21 protein-coding genes are annotated in these 19,733 nt (G+C 44.7%); 19 read left to right on the top strand and 2 right to left on the bottom strand.

Annotated features, from left to right (window positions below):
* Positions 1-324, bottom strand: coding sequence for a flagellar biosynthesis anti-sigma factor FlgM (gene flgM / locus MO387_RS03740; RefSeq protein WP_006082433.1), 324 nt, complete (start codon positions 322-324; stop codon positions 1-3).
* 75 nt (positions 325-399) lie between these two features.
* Entirely contained in the window at positions 400-1,107 is a 708-nt protein-coding gene (gene flgA, locus MO387_RS03735; RefSeq protein ID WP_006082432.1) for a flagellar basal body P-ring formation chaperone FlgA, read from the bottom strand.
* A 205-nt stretch (positions 1,108-1,312) separates the two neighbouring features.
* Here flgA and MO387_RS03730 point away from each other — a divergent pair, with 205 nt between their 5' ends.
* The 19 genes from MO387_RS03730 to MO387_RS03640 all read left to right on the top strand — a co-directional run bounded on the left by MO387_RS03730 (position 1,313) and on the right by MO387_RS03640 (position 19,650).
* A complete protein-coding gene (locus MO387_RS03730; protein WP_006082431.1) occupies positions 1,313-2,233 on the top strand; it encodes a chemotaxis protein CheV in 921 nt (306 codons plus the stop codon).
* A 99-nt stretch (positions 2,234-2,332) separates the two neighbouring features.
* A complete protein-coding gene (locus tag MO387_RS03725) occupies positions 2,333-3,172 on the top strand; it encodes a protein-glutamate O-methyltransferase CheR (protein ID WP_006082430.1) in 840 nt (279 codons plus the stop codon).
* Positions 3,173-3,315: 143 nt separating this feature from the next.
* A complete protein-coding gene (flgB, locus tag MO387_RS03720) occupies positions 3,316-3,720 on the top strand; it encodes a flagellar basal body rod protein FlgB (RefSeq protein ID WP_006082429.1) in 405 nt (134 codons plus the stop codon).
* A 2-nt stretch (positions 3,721-3,722) separates the two neighbouring features.
* Entirely contained in the window at positions 3,723-4,139 is a 417-nt protein-coding gene (gene flgC / locus MO387_RS03715; RefSeq protein ID WP_006085646.1) for a flagellar basal body rod protein FlgC, read from the top strand.
* Between the two features lie 24 nt (positions 4,140-4,163).
* Entirely contained in the window at positions 4,164-4,934 is a 771-nt protein-coding gene (flgD, locus tag MO387_RS03710) for a flagellar hook assembly protein FlgD (protein ID WP_242326042.1), read from the top strand.
* 83 nt (positions 4,935-5,017) lie between these two features.
* On the top strand, positions 5,018-6,400 hold the full coding sequence (gene flgE / locus MO387_RS03705) for a flagellar hook protein FlgE (protein WP_242326041.1): 1,383 nt from the start codon (positions 5,018-5,020) through the stop codon (positions 6,398-6,400).
* Between the two features lie 172 nt (positions 6,401-6,572).
* Positions 6,573-7,316 carry a flagellar basal-body rod protein FlgF gene (gene flgF / locus MO387_RS03700; RefSeq protein ID WP_242326040.1) on the top strand — a complete coding sequence of 248 codons (744 nt, stop codon included), beginning with the start codon at positions 6,573-6,575 and terminating at the stop codon, positions 7,314-7,316.
* Positions 7,317-7,326: 10 nt separating this feature from the next.
* Positions 7,327-8,115 carry a flagellar basal-body rod protein FlgG gene (gene flgG, locus MO387_RS03695; protein WP_006085642.1) on the top strand — a complete coding sequence of 263 codons (789 nt, stop codon included), beginning with the start codon at positions 7,327-7,329 and terminating at the stop codon, positions 8,113-8,115.
* Between the two features lie 11 nt (positions 8,116-8,126).
* Positions 8,127-8,801 (top strand): flagellar basal body L-ring protein FlgH, encoded by a 675-nt coding sequence (flgH, locus tag MO387_RS03690; RefSeq protein WP_006082421.1) that lies wholly within the window; start codon positions 8,127-8,129, stop codon positions 8,799-8,801.
* An 11-nt stretch (positions 8,802-8,812) separates the two neighbouring features.
* The gene (locus MO387_RS03685; RefSeq protein WP_006082420.1) at positions 8,813-9,904 is read left to right on the top strand and encodes a flagellar basal body P-ring protein FlgI; all 1,092 of its coding nucleotides are present in this window, start codon (positions 8,813-8,815) and stop codon (positions 9,902-9,904) included.
* A gap of 17 nt (positions 9,905-9,921) precedes the next feature.
* Entirely contained in the window at positions 9,922-11,064 is a 1,143-nt protein-coding gene (flgJ, locus tag MO387_RS03680) for a flagellar assembly peptidoglycan hydrolase FlgJ (protein WP_242326039.1), read from the top strand.
* A gap of 40 nt (positions 11,065-11,104) precedes the next feature.
* Positions 11,105-13,024 carry a flagellar hook-associated protein FlgK gene (gene flgK, locus MO387_RS03675; RefSeq protein WP_242326038.1) on the top strand — a complete coding sequence of 640 codons (1,920 nt, stop codon included), beginning with the start codon at positions 11,105-11,107 and terminating at the stop codon, positions 13,022-13,024.
* An 11-nt stretch (positions 13,025-13,035) separates the two neighbouring features.
* Complete coding sequence (gene flgL / locus MO387_RS03670; protein ID WP_242326037.1) at positions 13,036-14,247, top strand: flagellar hook-associated protein FlgL; 1,212 nt, start codon at positions 13,036-13,038, stop codon at positions 14,245-14,247.
* Between the two features lie 95 nt (positions 14,248-14,342).
* On the top strand, positions 14,343-15,134 hold the full coding sequence (locus tag MO387_RS03665) for a flagellin (protein WP_242326035.1): 792 nt from the start codon (positions 14,343-14,345) through the stop codon (positions 15,132-15,134).
* 182 nt (positions 15,135-15,316) lie between these two features.
* On the top strand, positions 15,317-15,721 hold the full coding sequence (locus tag MO387_RS03660) for a flagellar protein FlaG (RefSeq protein ID WP_242326034.1): 405 nt from the start codon (positions 15,317-15,319) through the stop codon (positions 15,719-15,721).
* 49 nt (positions 15,722-15,770) lie between these two features.
* Entirely contained in the window at positions 15,771-17,138 is a 1,368-nt protein-coding gene (gene fliD, locus MO387_RS03655) for a flagellar filament capping protein FliD (protein WP_242326033.1), read from the top strand.
* A 54-nt stretch (positions 17,139-17,192) separates the two neighbouring features.
* On the top strand, positions 17,193-17,513 hold the full coding sequence (locus MO387_RS03650; protein ID WP_242326032.1) for a flagella biosynthesis chaperone for FliD, FliT: 321 nt from the start codon (positions 17,193-17,195) through the stop codon (positions 17,511-17,513).
* A 6-nt stretch (positions 17,514-17,519) separates the two neighbouring features.
* On the top strand, positions 17,520-17,930 hold the full coding sequence (gene fliS, locus MO387_RS03645) for a flagellar export chaperone FliS (RefSeq protein ID WP_242326031.1): 411 nt from the start codon (positions 17,520-17,522) through the stop codon (positions 17,928-17,930).
* A gap of 286 nt (positions 17,931-18,216) precedes the next feature.
* A complete protein-coding gene (locus tag MO387_RS03640) occupies positions 18,217-19,650 on the top strand; it encodes a sigma-54 dependent transcriptional regulator (protein WP_106651078.1) in 1,434 nt (477 codons plus the stop codon).
* Positions 19,651-19,733 lie beyond the last annotated feature (83 nt).

The following is a 19,733-nucleotide window of genomic DNA, read 5'->3' as shown; positions in this document are numbered from 1 at the left end:
TTACTCTTTATTCAAGTCATTAAGTTCGGCTTCAAAACTTGCAATATTGGCAGCCAACTTTTCAGGGTCAATTTTATAGCGGCCTTCGGCGATAGCCTGTTTAATTTCGGCCACTTTCTTTTGATCAACTTCAGGAAGGCTCGCCATTTTAGTCTGAGCTCCTTGAAGTTGTTGCGCTTGCGCTGTAATCACCACTGAGTCGCTTCTTTGTGGTGTTGTCGATTTTGTGGCAACTTGAGCAGATTGATCGCTGCTAGTTTTAGTTGCACCTGAACGAACTTGTGTGGTCGTTGCAGTGTTGAGTTTGCTAATATCAATTGCCATTTTCGGCTCCAGCGTCGTGTGTACGGGATTTCTTAACTGGGGTATCGGCAGCTTATAAAAAAGCTTTAGATTATTTTACATTCTTACTTCAACTTCGCCAATGCCCGTGACTATAGCATCTAGTTCTTTGTTTGAACTGCTATTTTTGACTCTGATCCGATCGCCTTTATTGCCATCTTGTAGGGCTTCGCCCGCAGTTTTAAGTTCGAATGAGTTAGAACGAACATAAATAGATACCGAGTCGTTTTTACACACGAAGCATAAGTTATTGCTCAATATAGGATAATCCTTCGAGACGCGTCGTTTTACTCGTACACCTGCTAATTTACTTGGGTCATCAAACTCAGCGCCTCGTAAACTATTTTGCTCAATGTAACGGATTTCAACTTGGCTAGGGGAGATGAGTTCGCCAGGTGCTAAGGTTTCAGTTGTGACAACAACGGGGAATAAAATATCCACTCTAACCGAGATATAAATTTGCCAAGGGTAAGCGAGCTCTTGCGTATCGCAGCTGACTTTTAGGGTGTTATTACGGCTAATTTCCCTGTCACTAGCCAATTCAACCTTAATCGGCGACGAACATTGTGACGGCAGCATTCTTGCGTCAACTATTTGCGGCGAAATATCGACTTTGGCATTAGCGGGCACGGATATCTTTTCTGAAATAAGCGCTTTAGCTAATTCTGAGATGGCCGATACGGTGGGAACAATAGGCTCTGCACTCGCAAAAGCGGGCATGAAGAGGGCGAAAACACTAAAAAAACAGACTAAATTTACTTTCATAATGAAGAGACTAGCTTGTAACGCCAGAATGCACCTATACTTTTATCAAGTTCGAAGCTGACCACTGTAATAATAATTTGCATCACTGTCAGAAGATTGACTCAGTTTCGACTATGTTTATCGATAGATAAGACGTAAGCAATTAATATGCCTATACTCAAACGAGTCATAGGGCCGTACATAAACAGAACAACAAGGCAGAGTTATGTCGAGTATTCTTGATTCAGTCAACAAACGAACCCAGCTCGTTGGTCAAAACCGTTTAGAATTGCTGCTTTTTAAATTAAACGGTCGTCAACGGTTTGGGATTAACGTGTTTAAGGTGAAAGAAGTACTGCAGTGCCCGCCACTGACAACTTTGCCTAAACTTAATCCTTATGTTAAAGGTGTCGCGCATATTCGCGGTACGACTATTTCAGTTATTGATCTGAGTGCGGCAACAGGTGGTAGACCTTTAGCGAGTACTGAAAACTGTTTCATCATTATTTCTGAATATAACCGTAGCGTTCAAGGTTTCTTGGTCAGTTCTGTTGAGCGGATTATCAACATGAATTGGGAAGCGATTATGCCTCCGCCGCAAGGTGCCGGTCGTTATTCTTATCTGACGGCTGTAACTGAGATTGAAGGTGAATTGGTTGAAATTCTCGATGTAGAAAAAATCTTAGATGAGATTTCACCGGTTAAAACCGCTATCAGTGAAGAAGCCAATGAAAAGCTGACCCTCGACAGAACCCAGCATTACCATATTATGGTTATCGATGATTCTGCCGTGGCGCGTAAGCAAATTATTCGTTCACTCGAGTCATTGAACTTACAAATTGATACCGCAAAAGATGGTCGAGAAGCATTAGATAAGCTTAAAGAAATCGCCAAAGAAATGGACAATGTTGCCGATGAAATCCCTCTCATTATCTCAGACATTGAGATGCCTGAAATGGATGGTTATACCCTGACCGCTGAGATCCGAGATGATCCTAAGCTCAAGCATATTAAAGTGGTACTGCACACGTCGTTAAGTGGTGTATTCAATCAGGCAATGGTTCAAAAAGTGGGGGCCAATGACTTTATCGCTAAGTTTAATCCCGACGAACTGGCTGCTGCCGTGAATAAACACTTAAGTTTGTAAGTGCAGTAGTTAGTACCTAGATACGCTTTACGCTATAATCTCGACTTTATAACATGATGGTTTCGCACTGATTTTGGTGCTTGCTATAGGATTTAGGATGTGAATGTGCCAAATAAATCACTCGCTGAAGCTGAATATAATCAATTTAGGTTGTTCTTAGAGCAACACAGCGGCATCGTACTGGGTGAAAATAAGCAATATCTGGTGCGCAGTCGTCTAGCTCCTCTGATGGGGAAATATAACCTGCCATCCTTATCTGATGTGGTTAAGCATTCGATGAAGCCAACGGAACGTGCGCTTCGGGCTGAAGTGATCGATGCTATGACGACTAATGAAACCCTCTGGTTTCGTGATCGTTATCCATTTGAGTTATTGCATAACGTTTTGTTACCTGAGTACAGTCGTTTAGGTCGTCCACTTAAGATTTGGTCGGCCGCGTGTTCGTCTGGGCAAGAACCCTATTCACTGGCGATGACGATTCTTGAGTATCAACAAAAGAAGCCTGGTGCGCTTGCGGGTAGTGCGTCAATTCAAGCCACGGATTTATCGCCTTCCATGTTGGAACGTTGCAAAAATGCTGAGTACGATAGTTTGGCATTAGCGCGCGGTTTATCCGAGGAGCGTAAGCGTCAGTTTTTTGATGCTTTGCCTTCAGGCAATATGAAGTTAAAGGATAATGTTAAGCGTTTAGTGAACTTTAGGGCACATAATCTGCTTGAGAGTTATAGCTTACTTGGTAAGTTCGACATTATTTTTTGCCGCAATGTGCTGATTTATTTTGCGCCTGAGGCAAAGGCAAAAATTTTGCGGCAATTCGCTGCCGCTCTTAATCCCAAAGGGATCTTATTTCTTGGTGCTTCTGAATCTATAGCTGGTTTAACGGATGAGTTTGACATGGTCCGTTGTAATCCTGGGATTTATTACCAGAAAAAGACTTAAGTTTGCTTCTTTAAAGAAAATTACCGACATTTGTCGGTAATTTTTTACCCATCACTTGCTCATCCCTATTGTTATTCTCATTATTCCACTATGTTGGCACATGAATTGCTTTATTTCCGTGAGTAACACGAGGAGGCAATTTTATGGCGATCAATTTTGATAATGCACTGGGTGTGCATCAGTACACTCTCGGTATTAGAGCGCAGCGAGCTGAAGTCATTTCGAGCAATATCGCTAACGCCGATACGCCACATTATAAAGCCCGTGATGTTGATTTTTCTGCGGCAATGCAGGCCGCCCGTGGCCAACAACAGCAGCGTAATAGTCTTGAAATGCAAGAGTCAGACAAGCATTTTGGTCTTGCTGAGTTGACGGGTCAATTTGTTAAGTTCCGTGTGCCAAATCAACCCGATACCGGTGATGGCAATACCGTTGATATCCAACAGGAACAATCGGCATTCATGCAAAATGCCCTTGAATATCAAATGTCATTAGGCTTTTTAGACAGTAAGTTTAGTGGCATGAAGAAAGCGCTGAGAGGGGATTAATCATGAGTTTATTTAGCATATTTGATGTTGCTGGCTCGGGAATGTCGGCTCAATCGGTCAGGTTGAACACCACTGCGAGTAACATAGCTAACGCTGATTCCGTCTCGAGTAGCGTAGATAAGACCTATCGTTCCCGTCATCCTATTTTTGAAGCTGAAATGGCCAAAGCGCAAAGTCAGCAACAAGCCTCTCAAGGTGTTGCGGTAAAAGGCATTGTTGAAAGTGATAAACCACTACTAAAAGAATACTCGCCCGATCATCCAATGGCGGATGCGGACGGCTTTATTTATAAACCGAATGTTAATGTCATGGAAGAAATGGCAGATATGATTTCTGCTTCGCGCTCATATCAAATGAATGTTCAGGTCGCTGAAGCAGCTAAGTCTATGCTGCAACAAACACTTGGGATGGGTAAATAACATGTGTTACTTAGGAGGTAAGCTGTGAGCCTCATTAATCAAATTAACCAAGCCTCGGCGCAGACGGCTCAAAATAAGAGTCAGTCAAATGCTGTTACGACCAATTCATCAACCAGCTCAACGGGCAATCCGTTTCTTGATGGCATACGTTTGCCAAAAGATTCGATAGTACCGGAAGCTAAAAGCCAACAGTTAACTCAAGATGACTTTTTCTCGTTATTAAGCCAACAGTTATCGATGCAGGACCCTTTTAAGCCTGTCGACAACGATCAAATGATTGCGCAGATGGCATCATTTTCGACCGTTGACGGTATCGGTAAGTTAAATGATGAAATTGTTAACTTAAACAGTGTTATGACGTCGAGCCAAGCACTGCAGGCATCGGGACTTGTTGGTCGTAAGGTTTTGATCCCAACCGATACTGGTAATATTTCAGCAGAAAGCCCAACGATGAAAGGGGTGATCAGTACACCGAGTAAAATACCTGAGCTCTCAGTGCGCGTAGAGGATGAAAAGGGTCAAGTCGTAGCCACCTTTAAAGTCGATGGAAGTGATGGTGGTAACGTCGATGTGAACTGGGATGGTTTAGATAAAAATGGCCAGCCAGTGGTCGCAGGTAACTATACGATTAAGGCGAGTGGTTTAGTGGATGGGCAATCCCAAGAATTACCCGTTTCAACCTATGCCCATGTGAGCAGCGTTTCTTTAGGGACGGCCAGTACTGGCGCCATTCTCAATTTGAGAGGCGGTATGGGGATCAAGTTAACCGACGTATTAGCTGTGTCTGAAACTTAAGTTCACACAAAAATAGTTTTTATAGAATCCGAATTGGGCGTTTGTCGCCCGCAATTGAATTGAGTCAAATGTAGAGGTGAATTATGTCGTTTAACATTGCATTGAGTGGCATTGCCGCCGCACAGAAAGATTTAAACACCACGGCGAACAACATTGCGAATGCGAACACCATTGGCTTTAAAGAATCCCGTGCTGAATTTGCGGATGTATACGCTAATTCTATCTTTTCAAATGCTAAGACTGCCGTGGGTGGTGGTGTGGCGACGAGTCAAGTGGCCCAGCAATTCCATCAAGGCAGCTTACAGCTGACGAGTAACTCCCTTGATATGGCGATTAAGGGCGGTGGCTTCTTTGTCACAGCTTCTGAAATTGGTAGCCTAGACCATTCATTTACCCGTGCAGGGGCATTTAAAGTAGATTCTAACAATTACATGGTGGATTCGGCTGGCAACTATTTACAAACTTTTCCTGTTGATAAAGACGGTAACTCAACATCAGTGAGCTTAACCACGGCTAAGCCTGTACAAATTCCTGATTTTGCGGGTAGTCCAGTAAAGACTGAGAATGTCACTTTACAAATGAACTTAAATGCTAAAGCTGAAGCCCTAGATCCTGCTTTATTTGATCCTAAAGATCCAAAAACTTATAACAATGCGACTTCAATGACTATTTATGACTCTCTCGGTGAGTCACACATCATGACGACGTATTTTGTGAAGCCTAAAGACGGTGCATATAATGGTGAGAACAACTGGGTGGCTTTTTATGCGATAGGTGAACTCCCCGTTGATTTAAATGGCCCTGCTGGTAAATATGATGTAGATATAGATAAAGATGGTAGTCCAGATGTGCCAACGGTTGCGGGCGGTGGTGGTGTTTCAGCGCAAACTGCTGGTGGCTGGACGGGATCTGTGCTGAAGTTCAACTCAGTTGGGGCCTATATCGAAAGTAATCCTACCGTGATTACCACGGAGCCACTTGGTAATAAACCAGCTGGTGTATTAGGCGCTGGAGCGGATGGTACTCAAACATTAACTGTGAAGTTTAATGCGCCAACTCAATATGCAGATCCTTTTGCGGCAACTGAATTGAAGCAAGATGGTACGACGGTAGGCCGTTTATCTAACGTCGAAATTGGTGCTGATGGTCTTGTTACTGCCAGTTATTCTAACGGTTCGACAGTTGCTTTAGCCCGCGTTGCCTTGGCCCGTTTTGCTAACGAACAAGGTTTAACGCAAGTGGGTAATACTTCATGGAAAGCCAGTTTAGCCTCAGGTCAGGCATTAGCGGGGGAGGCAAACAGTGGTACTTTTGGTAGCATCAGTTCATCGGCGTTAGAGCAATCGAACATCGATTTGACCACTGAACTGGTCGATTTAATTTCGGCGCAGCGTAACTTCCAAGCGAACTCTCGTACCCTTGAAGTGAACAACACGCTGCAACAAACCGTATTACAAATTCGCTAATCATTACATTGTTTGACTAAGTGTTGCCGCCAGTGGCAACACTTAGCCTTTATCTAGCTGTCAATTCACTTCATTTTCCTATTCTTCAATTCTATCAGTAAATTAAACGTCAATTTTGTTGGCACGATGATTGCTTTGCTATTGTCATGTAGAAAATTTGACGGAGCAGTCTGTGGACAAATTCCTTTATGTCGCCATGAGTGGCGCCAAGCAAAATATGAATGAGCTGGCGCTCCGTGCGAACAACTTAGCCAACGCGAATACCGACGGTTTCAAATCCGATATGGCGCAAGCTCGCTCGATGCAGGCCTTCGGTGAAGGATTGCCTACAAGGGTGTTTGCGATGACAGAGTCTCCGTCAGCAAATTTTCGCTCAGGTCCAATAAAAACGACCGGACGAGATCTCGATGTTGCCATTAAAGGCGACGGCTGGTTTGCCGTGCAGGCAAAAGATGGCAGTGAAGCCTATACCCGCGCTGGCAGTTTAAGTTTCGACTCTACGGGTTTACTACACAATGACAGGGGAAATCCTGTTATGGGGGATGCCGGTCCCATAGTGTTGCCGCTCCCTATCGAGAAAGTTTCAATTTCTCAGGATGGCATTATTTCTGTTCGACCTCAGGGCGCTACCGCTGAAGTGGTGGAAGAAGTTGGTCGCTTGAAACTCGTTAATCCCGGCAATGCGCAGATGATGCGTGGTGAAGATGGATTATTTCGACAAATGTCAGGTGAACCTGCACCAGCTGATCCTTTCGTCGCAGTTGAAAGTGGCGCAGTGGAAGGCAGTAACGTAAATCCTGTCGATGAAATGGTGTCTTTGATTGACCTTCAGCGTCAGTTTGAATTGCAAGTCAAGATGATGAAAACCGCGGAAGAAAATGATCGCGCTTCATCTTCATTAATGCGTATTAGTTAGGAGATAGATTATGCATCCGGCGTTATGGATTAGTAAAACTGGCTTAGACGCACAGCAAACTGACATTGCGGTGATCTCGAACAACGTGGCGAACGCCAGCACTGTGGGCTATAAGAAAAGTCGCGCAGTATTTGAAGATTTGCTTTACCAAACAGTTAACCAAGCGGGCGGTGTCAGCGCTTCTAACACTAAGTTACCTAATGGATTAAACATAGGTGCGGGTACCAAAGTCGTCGCCACACAGAAAATGTTTACCCAAGGCAACATGCTGACTACGGATAACTCATTGGATCTGATGATTGAGGGCCCAGGTTTTTTTGAAATCCAGCTACCCGATGGTACTGCGGCCTATACTCGAAATGGTCAGTTTACCTTAGACGATACGGGCCAGATTGTGACGCCAGGTTCTGGCTACTTGCTGCAACCCGCGATCACGATTCCTGACAATGCGACTAGTATTACCGTTTCCGCTGAGGGTGAAGTTTCAGTGAAAACCCCAGGTACAGCAGAGAACCAAGTTGTGGGTCAGTTGACTATGACGGATTTTATTAATCCATCGGGTCTGGATCCTATGGGACAAAACCTATACACGGAAACTGGTGCGAGTGGCACGCCAATTCAAGGTACTGCTTCGTTAGATGGCATGGGAGCGATTCGCCAAGGCGCCTTAGAAACCTCTAACGTTAACGTGACCGAAGAACTTGTGAACCTTATCGAAAGTCAGCGCATTTACGAGATGAACTCCAAAGTGATTTCAGCGGTAGATCAGATGCTGTCTTACGTGACTCAGAATTTATAGAGGCAAACATCATGGCTAGATATCTTGTGTTGGCCGTCGCGTTATTGCTTGCAGCTTGTAGCTCGACGCAAAAGAAACCCCTTGCGGATGATCCCTTTTATGCGCCGGTATACCCAGAGGCACCGCCGACAAAAATTGCCGCGACTGGTTCTATTTACCAAGACAGTCAAGCATCTAGCTTGTATTCGGATATACGTGCTCACAAAGTTGGCGACATTATCACTATCGTTTTGAAAGAGTCGACTCAAGCTAAGAAGAGTGCAGGCAATCAGATCAAAAAAGGCTCTGACATGAGCTTAGATCCCATTTTTGCTGGTGGTAGTAATGTGTCCATTGGCGGAGTGCCAATTGATTTACGTTATAAAGATAGCATGAACACTAAGCGTGAATCGGATGCGGATCAGAGCAATAGTTTAGATGGCAGCATCTCGGCAAACGTGATGCAAGTGCTGAACAACGGCAGCTTAGTGATCCGTGGTGAAAAATGGATCTCAATTAACAACGGTGATGAGTTTATTCGCGTCACAGGTCTGGTTCGCTCGCAGGACATTAAACCTGATAACACTATCGATTCAACGCGAATGGCCAATGCCCGTATTCAATACAGTGGCACTGGCACTTTCGCAGATGCTCAAAAAGTGGGCTGGTTAAGCCAGTTCTTTATGAGCGACTGGTGGCCCTTCTAAGGAGTCGTATCATGAAATATAAACTGGTGTTAGCCGTTGCAGTGCTAGTGTTTTCTCTACCTAGTCAGGCTGAACGAATTAAAGATATTGCCAATGTGCAGGGCGTACGCAGTAACCAGTTGATCGGTTATGGCTTAGTGGTTGGTTTGCCGGGAACGGGTGAAAAAACCAGTTATACCGAACAAACCTTTATGACTATGCTGAAGAATTTCGGCATTAATCTTCCTGACAACGTCAAACCAAAGATTAAAAACGTCGCTGTGGTTGCCGTACACGCCGATATGCCAGCCTTTATAAAACCGGGTCAAGATCTTGACGTCACCGTATCTAGCTTAGGCGAAGCCAAAAGTTTACGCGGCGGCACCTTATTGCAAACCTTTTTGAAAGGCGTTGACGGTAATGTGTATGCGATAGCCCAAGGCAGCTTAGTGGTGAGTGGTTTTAGTGCCGATGGTTTAGATGGTTCAAAGGTGATCCAAAATACTCCAACTGTTGGCCGTATACCCAATGGCGCGATTGTCGAGCGCAGTGTGGCGACCCCATTTTCAACCGGCGATTATTTGACGTTTAACTTACGTCGTTCTGATTTTTCTACCGCACAACGGATGGCCGATGCGATTAATGAGCTATTAGGCCCTGATATGGCGCGTCCTTTAGACGCAACATCTGTGCAGGTCAGTGCTCCGCGTGATGTATCACAACGGGTGTCTTTTTTAGCAACGCTTGAAAACCTCGATGTTATCCCCGCAGAAGAATCTGCCAAAGTGATCGTTAACTCACGTACTGGAACCATAGTGGTTGGGCAAAACGTGCGCTTACTCCCAGCGGCGATTACCCATGGCGGCATGACCGTCACGATTGCTGAGGCAACCCAGGTTTCACAGCCAAACGCCTTGGCCAATGGTCAAACAACTGTCACGAGCAATAGTACGATTACAGCGACAGAAAGTGACCGCCGTATGTTTATGTTTAATCCTGGCACTACGCTGGATGAGCTGGTTAGAGCGGTTAACTTGGTCGGTGCAGCCCCCTCAGATGTGTTAGCAATACTGGAAGCGTTAAAAGTGGCAGGAGCTTTGCATGGTGAACTTATCATCATCTAATTTCTGTCGGGAAAATCATGGAAAAGCTTTCAAGTTCATCACATTTTCTTGACCTGGGCGGCTTAGATTCACTCCGCGCCCAGGCTCAGAAGGATGAGAAGGGCGCCTTGAAAAAGGTCGCCCAACAATTTGAAGGTATTTTCGTGCAAATGCTGATGAAAAGTATGCGCGATGCCAATGCGGTTTTTCAGTCTGATAGTCCTCTCAATAGCCAATACACTAAGTTTTACGAGCAGATGCGCGATCAGCAGTTATCGGTCGATTTATCTGACAAAGGGGTATTGGGCCTTGCCGATATGATGGTGCAGCAACTCTCCCCTGAAACCAGTCATTTTACGCCAGCATCGGTATTACGCGACGATGGCGGTATGAAAATGCTCCATGATGCTAAAGCGCTTAACGTGCCAATGCAGAGTGCAGTCGCGCCAGCGGTTGAATCCACAGTTATTAATCATGGCGTACCCGCTGCCATTGCTCGACCAGCATTTGAGCCTGATAGAGCCATGGATGCAAACTCATCAATGGACATTGATACGCCAAATCGTTTACTGGCAATTGATACTCCTAAGCCAAGCTGGAGCGAACAGTCACTTTCTGTCGTCGACCCTGTGATTAGCGGCCAAGTTTTGCCGACGGCGGCCTTTAGGGAAACTCAGAAGATAGTCCGCTTCGGTAGTCGCGAAGAGTTTTTGGCGACCTTATACCCACATGCCGAAAAAGCGGCAAAAGCATTAGGCACTCAACCAGAAGTATTGTTGGCGCAATCGGCACTTGAAACTGGCTGGGGACAAAAAATTGTTCGCGGTAATAACGGCGCGCCAAGTCATAACCTATTCAATATTAAAGCTGATCGCCGTTGGCTGGGCGATAAGGCGAACGTCAGCACCTTAGAATTCGAACACGGTGTGGCAGTGCAGCAAAAAGCCGACTTCCGTGTTTACAGTGACTTTGAGCATAGCTTCAACGATTTTGTGTCCTTCATTGCCGAAGGCGATCGTTATCAAGATGCGAAGAAAGTGGCGGCTTCGCCAACTCAGTTTATTCGAGCTTTGCAGGATGCGGGTTATGCCACAGATCCTAGATATGCTGAAAAGGTCATTAAAGTGATGCAGTCCATCAGTGAAGAGCTGAAATCAATTCTGCCAGGAGAAGACAAATGATGAACCTTACAACCCTGTTTGTTCATAGGAGTGTCAACTAATGGCCGTTGATCTGCTGAATATTGCACGAACTGGGGTGCTTGCCTCCCAGTCGCAACTGGGTGTCACCAGTAATAACATTGCTAACGCCAATACCGCGGGTTACCACAGACAAGTGGCAACCCAGTCGACTCTAGAATCACAGCGTTTAGGCAATAGCTTTTATGGCACTGGAACTTACGTTAATGACGTTAAGCGTATCTACAATGACTATGCCGCAAGAGAGTTGCGCATTGGCCAAACAACGCTCAGTGCCGCCGAAGCCAGCTACGGTAAATTGAGTGAACTCGATCAGCTATTTTCTAAGATAGGCAACGTTGTGCCACAAAGCTTAAATGACCTGTTTTCAGGTATGAATAGCGTGGCGGACTTACCCACAGACCTGGGCATCCGCAGCTCGACCTTAACGAATGCGCAGCAAGTCGCCAGTAGCCTGAATCAGATGCAGTCTTATTTGAATGGTCAGCTCGATCAAACCAATGACCAGATAACCGGCATGACCAAGCGTATTAATGAGATCAGTACAGAACTTGCCAACTTAAACCTAGAGCTGATGAAGTCACCGAATCAAGATGCGCAGTTACTCGATAAGCAAGATGCACTCGTTCAAGAATTAAGCCAGTACGCCCAAGTGAATGTTATCCCGCAAGAAAATGGCGCTAAGAGTATTATGCTCGGTGGCTCTGTAATGTTGGTTTCTGGTGAGATTGCCATGAGTATGGGGACTCAAGCGGGTAACCCATTTCCCAAAGAGTTACAGCTTAACTCAAGTATTGGCTCGCAAAGCGTTACTGTTGACCCAAATAAACTGGGTGGTCAGCTAGGAGCCATGTTTGATTATCGTGACCAGACGTTAATTCCCGCGGGTCATGAGCTTGACCAATTAGCTTTGGGCGTGGCTGATAACTTTAACAAAATGCAAGCGCAAGGCATTGACCTCAATGGTCAAGTCGGCGCCAATATCTTCAAAGATATCAACGATCCTATGATGTCCTTGGGTCGTGTAGCAGGTTTTTCTGGAAATACGGGCAATGCAACGTTAGGCGTCACCGTCGATGACACCAGTTTATTAACTGGCGGTGCCTACGAGCTGTCATGTGTCAGTACTGCGCCAGCTTCTTATGAGTTGAGAGATACGGAAACGGGGGTGATAACACCGCTGACTTTATCAGGCTCGACTTTTGGATTTTCAATTGACATAAAAGCGGGCGCGATGGCGTCGGGGGATCGTTTTGCCATTCGCCCGACAGCGGGCGCCTCAAATGGCATTGAAGTTGTTATGAAAGACCCTAAAGGCATTGCCGCCGCATCCCCAAAGATTACTGCAGATGCCGCTAACTCGGGCAATACCCAAGTTAAGTTGACTCAAATTGGTAATCGCAATGCCGCAAATTTCCCTGTAACGGGCAGTGAATTGACGATAAAGCTCGACACTACTGCTGTACCTCCCACCTATGAAGCATTCGATGCCGCAGGAACATCACTTGGGGCTGCTACAACTTATACCCCACCGAGTATCAGCGCCTTTGGTTTTACCTTCGAAGTAGATAGTACAGCTGCAGCGGGTAATGACAGATTTACTTTCGATTTATCCTTCGCTGAGGGTGATAACTCCAATGCTGTCGCTATGGCTAAATTGAGCGAAAGTAAGGTGATGAATGGGGGAAAGTCGACCCTAGCTGATGTGTTCGAGAACACTAAGCTCGAGGTAGGCAGTAAAACGAAAGCGGCTGAAGTGCGTGTTGGTTCGGCAGAGGCCGTGTATCAACAAGCTTATGCGCGAGTAGAGAGTGAGTCGGGCGTGAACTTAGATGAAGAAGCAGCAAATTTAATGCGTTTTCAGCAAGCCTATCAAGCCTCTGCGCGGATCATGACGACTGCACAGCAGATTTTTGACACCTTATTATCCTCAGTGCGTTAGGAGATTTAACTATGCGATTATCATCCGCGCAGATTTTTAATCAAAGCATTACCAGTGTGCTGCAAAAGCAAACGGCGACCAGCAAAATTCTTGACCAATTGAGCAGTGGTAAGAAAGTCAATACTGCTGGTGATGATCCTGTGGCGTCACAGGGTATTGATAATCTGAATCAGAAAAATGCACTCGTCGATCAGTTTATGAAGAATATCGATTATGCTGCCAATCACCTTGGTCTTGCCGAAAGCCAGTTAGGTGGCGCCGAAGATTTGACTGCGTCTATTCGCGATCAAGTATTGCGCTCGATAAACGGCACCTTATCTGCCACTGAACGGCAAACAATTGCCGATGAAATGCGTGGCAGCTTAGAAGAACTTATGTCATTGGCAAACAGCCAAGATGCCTCAGGCAATTATATGTTTGCCGGTTTTAGCACAGATAAAGCCCCATTTGAGTTCACTAATGCTAGCCCAGCGCAAATTATCTATAAAGGTGACTCTGGCGTACGTAACAGCGTAGTGCAGTCTGGTGTGGTGGTTGGCACCAACATTCCAGGTGATAGCGCCTTCATGAATGCACCAAACGCGATGGGTGATTTTAGCGTCAATTATTTGGCCAGCCAACAGGGTGACTTTACAGTTGACTCAGCCAAAGCTGGGCCAAGTGTAACTTATCCTCTTGATACCTATAAATTTAACTTCGCTGATAATGGTGCTGGCGGGGTTGATTTAACGGTACTCGACTCAGCGAACAATCCTGTGGCTAACGTGGCTAATTTTGACGCCAGTAACACGGTAAACTTTGAGGGGGTTGACGTCAAAATAGATGGTGCGCCCAGTGCTGGCGACAGTTTCAGCATGGCGCCACAGCCGCAGATCAGCATTTTTGACAGTATTAGCAATGCGATTAACGTGATTGAAAACCCTGCTTTAGCGGATTCATCACAAGGTAAATCGCAGTTGGCACAGATATTGAATAATATCGATAGCGGCATTAATCAGCTCAGTTCCGCCAGAAGTGTGGCGGGCAATAGTTTGAAATCTGTCGAGAGTTATCAAGCGAGTCATACCGAAGAGAAAGTGGTGAATAGTTCAGCACTGTCTTTATTGGAAGATCTCGATTATGCGTCAGCGATTACCGAATTTGAAAAGCAACAGCTTGCATTGAACGCAGTCACGAACGTGTTTAGTAAGGTGGGTTCTGTTTCCCTGTTCGACTTTATTTAACAGAAAGCAAATACCTATCCATCCGGAAGATTAATTGTTAAAAATTTAGCCAAGCTTCCAAGCCTTGGCAGTATAACTAGGAAGAGGACTCAATAATGGCTATTACCGTTAACACCAACGTGACTTCAATGAAGGCACAAAAAAACCTAAATACTTCAGGCCAAGCATTAGCAACGTCAATGGAGCGTTTATCTTCTGGTTTACGTATCAACAGTGCAAAAGATGATGCAGCAGGACTCGCTATTTCTAACCGCTTAAACAGCCAAGTGCGCGGTTTGGATGTGGGGATGCGTAACGCCAATGATGCTATCTCCGTAGCACAGATTGCCGAAGGCGCAATGCAAGAACAGACTAACATGTTGCAACGTATGCGTGATTTGTCTGTACAAGCAGAAAATGGTGCAAATAGCGTATCAGATATAGCAGCCCTTCAAGCAGAGTTTAATGATTTAGTTGCAGAAATAGATAGTATTGGTGCGAATACCGCTTTTGGTGACACTAAAGTGTTAACAGGCTTTGATAAAAGCTTTCAAACAGGACATACCGCGGCAGAGAAAATTCAAGTTAAGATAGCTGACATGAGTGGTATTGGGGCTGGTGCAGCTGGAGACGTTGGAACTGCTACTCTTGCAAAGATAGATACTCAGATAGCAGCAGTGGATGCAGAGCGTGCGAAATTAGGTGCTGTACAAAACCGTTTGTCACATAATATCGCCAACAATGCCAACGTGCAGGCTAACGTCGCTGATGCGAAGAGCCGTATTGTAGATGTGGATTTTGCCAAAGAAACCTCAGCTATGACTAAAAACCAAGTATTACAGCAAACCGGTTCTGCTATGCTAGCGCAGGCTAACCAGTTACCTCAAGTGGCCTTGTCACTGCTATAATCGGTAGCATTATCGCCGGATAGTGATGAGGGAGATTCGGTAACGAGTCTCCCTTTGCTGCTTAAAGGGTTGTTAATAAATAACATGGTAAATGTGTTCCCCCTCAATCGCTTAATGTTTTATTTGAGTGTAGTTTGAGTGTAGATAGTCACGAGGGGCATTTTATTGATTGAGGTATAGCTATGGATATCAATCTAGTCAGTTCACCCCCAATGGCTCACGCGAAGGCTGATGTAGGACAAACACTTGGCAGTATCACGGCGAAGGATGTTGAGCTCAAGCGTAATGAGCAAGCACAGACGCAAACACAAGCTAACACCATTACACCATCACCTGATTCTGAAGGCGTGAATCAAGAGCCTGATGCAGAAAAACTCAATGAAGTGGCGACAGAATTGACCGACATGATGTCGATGATGCGCAAAGGGTTAGCCTTTAAAGTGGATGATCAAAGTGGCCGGCCAATTGTGACAGTATTGGATAGAGACACAGGCGACATCATCAGACAAATGCCCACGGAGGAAGCGTTGGCATTAGCTGAGAAGTTATCAGAAGTCACTGGGCTTTTAATGAAAACAGAAGCTTAATGTACACATAGGCTAAGGCTTATGTGTTAATTGATGAGTAGAGGTTTGTATGGCATTAACAGCGACGGGTATTGGTTCGGGCTTAGATATTTCTAATATCGTTAAGGTATTAGTGGATGCTGAGAAAGTCCCTAAAGAAGCGATATTCAATAAAACCGAAGACAGTATTAAAGCGAAGGTGTCAGCGATCGGCACATTAAAAAGCGAATTGTCTAAGTTTCAAGACGCGTTAAAAAAATTGCAAACTGGCGATACACTCAATCAACGTAAGGTATCTGTTGGAAATAGCACTTTTTTGACCGCGACGACTGATAAAACTGCGCAAGCAGGTAGTTATAGTATAAAAGTTGAACAGCTCGCAATTAGCCACAAAGTTGCGGGGAGCAATATTGCTGATCGTACGCAAGGTGTAGGTGAGGGGAGCCTAGATTTTGGGGTTAACGGGGACAACTTTTCCGTTGCGATTGCTGCTGGCGATTCACTTGACGCCATCGCTAAAAAGGTCAATGCAGCTACAGATAACCCGGGCGTCACCGCCACGGTTGTTACCAGTGATGCAGGTAGTCGCTTAGTATTCAGCACCGACAAGTCTGGTGAGGATAATCAAGTCAATGTGACGGCTAATGACACCTCTGGCACTGGATTAAATGATATTTTTGGTGCGGGTAATTTGACCACCTTACAGAATGCCCAGAATGCTGTGATTTACATTGACGGCCAAAAGGTGACCTCGCAGAGCAACGAAGTGAAAGAGGCAATAACAGGCGTCACGTTAAATCTAACAGATGCTGATATTGCCAAAACAACGACGTTGAAAATCGAGCAAGATAACGATGCAGTTAAAGAGAACGTAAAATCCTTTGTCGATGCCTATAACAGCTTAGCGACGGCTATCGATAAAATGTCTTCTTATGATACGACGAAGAAGACTGCCTCAGCACTGCAAGGCGATTCGATGATCCGTTCATTAGAATCTCAATTACGCAGTATGGTAAGTCAACGTGTCCCCACTGGCGATGGCTCATCGGCGTTATATAATATTGGTATTAAGTCAGATAGATATGGAAAGTTGTCCATCGATGACGATAAGCTTAACAAAGTTATTGCTGAAGATATGGCGAGTGTGAGTGATTTATTTTCCACACCAAACACCGGTCTTGCCAACCAATTTCATAAATTAGCTGACAGCTATGTTAAACCCCGCGGCTTAATTGAAACACGCCAAACAGCCTTTACTAATCAAACCGATCGCATAACAGATCAACGCGCTGCTTTTACGTTGAAAATGGATCAATTAACGGCTCGTTTATCAAAGCAGTTTAATGCGATGGATTTAATTGTTGGCCAATTAAATCAACAAAGTAGTGGCTTAGTTGACCGTTTGAATTCATTGCCTGGTTCAGTAAGGCAACGCTAATATTCGGTAAGTTTGCCAGCTGCTTAGACGCAGTTAGCTACAAGGAGGCCGCCATTGGAACAGCTTGATGCAGTCAATATTCAGCTCACGGAACTATTAGAAATATTAACCCATATTCCCGCTGAAAATGAAGAAACAGATGAGTTGGTATCAAATTTGCTTGAGCAGGTAGGGCAGCGTCAAACTTTTCTTAATGTGCTGCTCGCGGATGCCAACATGACAGATACTGATTATCTTCAACAGCAACTCGCTTTAACGCAAGAGTTTGCGGTTAAGGCGGCAATTGTGATGGCAGAGCGACAAGCTTTATTACATGCTGGCAGTCAACATAAGCGCCAGATCAATGTGTATAAGACTATAGATTCAACTAGGTAGGTGTTTATGAGAAGTTCACTGCAATCATATCGTAAGGTGTCATTAGATACTGAGATTAGCGTTGCCTCACCGCATCGCATTATCCAACTGATGTTTGCTGGTGCGCTGCAGCGCCTAGCGCAGGTTCGTTATGCCATGGAGCAAAAAGATATTGCGAACAAAGGCATATATATTGGCAAAGCAATCGGCATCATCATAGGATTAAACAATAGTTTAAACATGGATGAAGGCGGGCAAATCGCCCGTAATCTAAGTGAGCTTTATGATTTTATGCTACGTAAAATTACTGAGGCCAATATCAATAATGATGTTAAAGCGATTGATGATGTTTGCGAGATTTTACGTACTATCAAAGAAGGTTGGGATTCAATTCCTGCCGATAAACACAATATATCTGCGCATTCTGAAGCTGGTTAATATCATAAATTTTGATAAAAGAAGACGCATTTATTGCGTCTTCTTTTTTGGCTTAAAGCCAAATATTTGACGTTTTTAATTATAATCATGACATAAATGTACTAAAATCAATTCAGTTTGGCATAAACCTCATCTGAGGCTTGCTTCTCGTCTGCTGATAATACAATATTCATCACAGTAGTGATGGTGGCACAGATTGTTACATTGAATTTGTTAAGCTTTTACAGCAACTAATCATAAATAATTAATGCGAATTAATACATATTAGAGCTTTACGGCCTACTGAATGATGCAAACAGATCAACGAATTTTACTTATCGGCCCCCCATCAGAGCGATTAAATCGCCTGTGTTGCATTTTTGATTTTTTAGGTGAGCAAATTGTACAAATTGACGCCGAAAAATTAAGTGCTAGCCTCCAAGATACTCGTTTTAGAGCTTTAGTTATCCTAACTGATGTTATGGATGCAGAGATGCTTAAAAACATCGCAGGTCAACATCCATGGCAACCTATGCTGTTGCTTGGCAACGTTGACGATCTGCAAGTATCTAACATTCTTGGAAATATTGAGGAACCTTTAACCTATCCTCAACTCACTGAATTATTACACTTCTGCCAAGTATTTGGCCAAGTTAAGCGTCCTCAAGTACCCACAAGTGCGAATCAAACTAAGTTATTCCGAAGCTTGGTGGGGCGCAGTGATGGTATTGCCAATGTAAGGCATTTGATTAATCAAGTGGCAACATCTGAGGCAACCGTGCTTGTACTGGGTCAATCCGGTACAGGTAAAGAAGTGGTCGCCCGTAATATCCATTATTTGTCTGAACGCCGTGATGGCCCTTTTATTCCAGTGAACTGTGGTGCTATACCACCAGAGTTGTTAGAGAGTGAACTTTTTGGTCATGAGAAGGGATCATTTACTGGGGCAATATCCTCTCGTAAAGGCCGTTTCGAATTGGCTGAAGGCGGCACACTATTTCTCGATGAAATTGGTGATATGCCATTGCAGATGCAAGTTAAATTGCTTCGTGTACTGCAAGAACGGGTATTTGAGCGTGTTGGCGGCACTAAGACCATCAATGCCGATGTGCGCGTTGTAGCAGCGACACATAGAGATTTAGAAACCATGATCAGCGTGAATGAGTTCCGCGAGGATCTCTATTATCGCCTAAACGTATTTCCGATTGAAATGCCCGCGTTGTGTGATCGCAAGGACGATGTACCTTTGCTATTACAAGAGTTGGTTAGCCGAGTCTACAACGAAGGCCGTGGCAAGGTGCGCTTTACGCAGCGTGCGATTGAGTCTTTAAAAGAGCATGCTTGGTCGGGTAACGTGCGTGAGCTGTCTAATTTAGTCGAACGCCTCACCATTTTATATCCGGGTGGATTGGTTGATGTTAACGACTTACCCGTTAAGTATCGCCATATCGATGTACCTGAATATTGTGTAGAGATGAGTGAAGAGCAGCAGGAACGTGATGCTTTGGCTTCTATCTTTAGTGATGAAGAGCCGGTTGAAATTCCTGAGACGCGTTTCCCAAGTGAGCTGCCGCCTGAAGGCGTGAACCTTAAGGATTTGTTAGCAGAACTGGAAATCGACATGATACGTCAGGCGCTAGAGCTGCAAGATAACGTTGTTGCTCGCGCGGCTGAGATGCTCGGAATACGTCGTACAACGCTAGTAGAAAAAATGCGTAAGTACGGAATGACCAAAGATTAGTTTTCTATTTTATTGTTATATAAGTCGTTTTAACCTCTAAAGTTCAATTTCTAATTTGGCATAGATACTGCAGTCACTCCGTC

It is taken from the genome of Shewanella sp. N2AIL, assembly GCF_022690845.1.
GTDB lineage: Bacteria > Pseudomonadota > Gammaproteobacteria > Enterobacterales > Shewanellaceae > Shewanella > Shewanella baltica.
The sequence above is the reverse complement of the archived record's forward strand: the minus strand, read 5'-3'. Positions and strand labels throughout refer to the sequence as shown.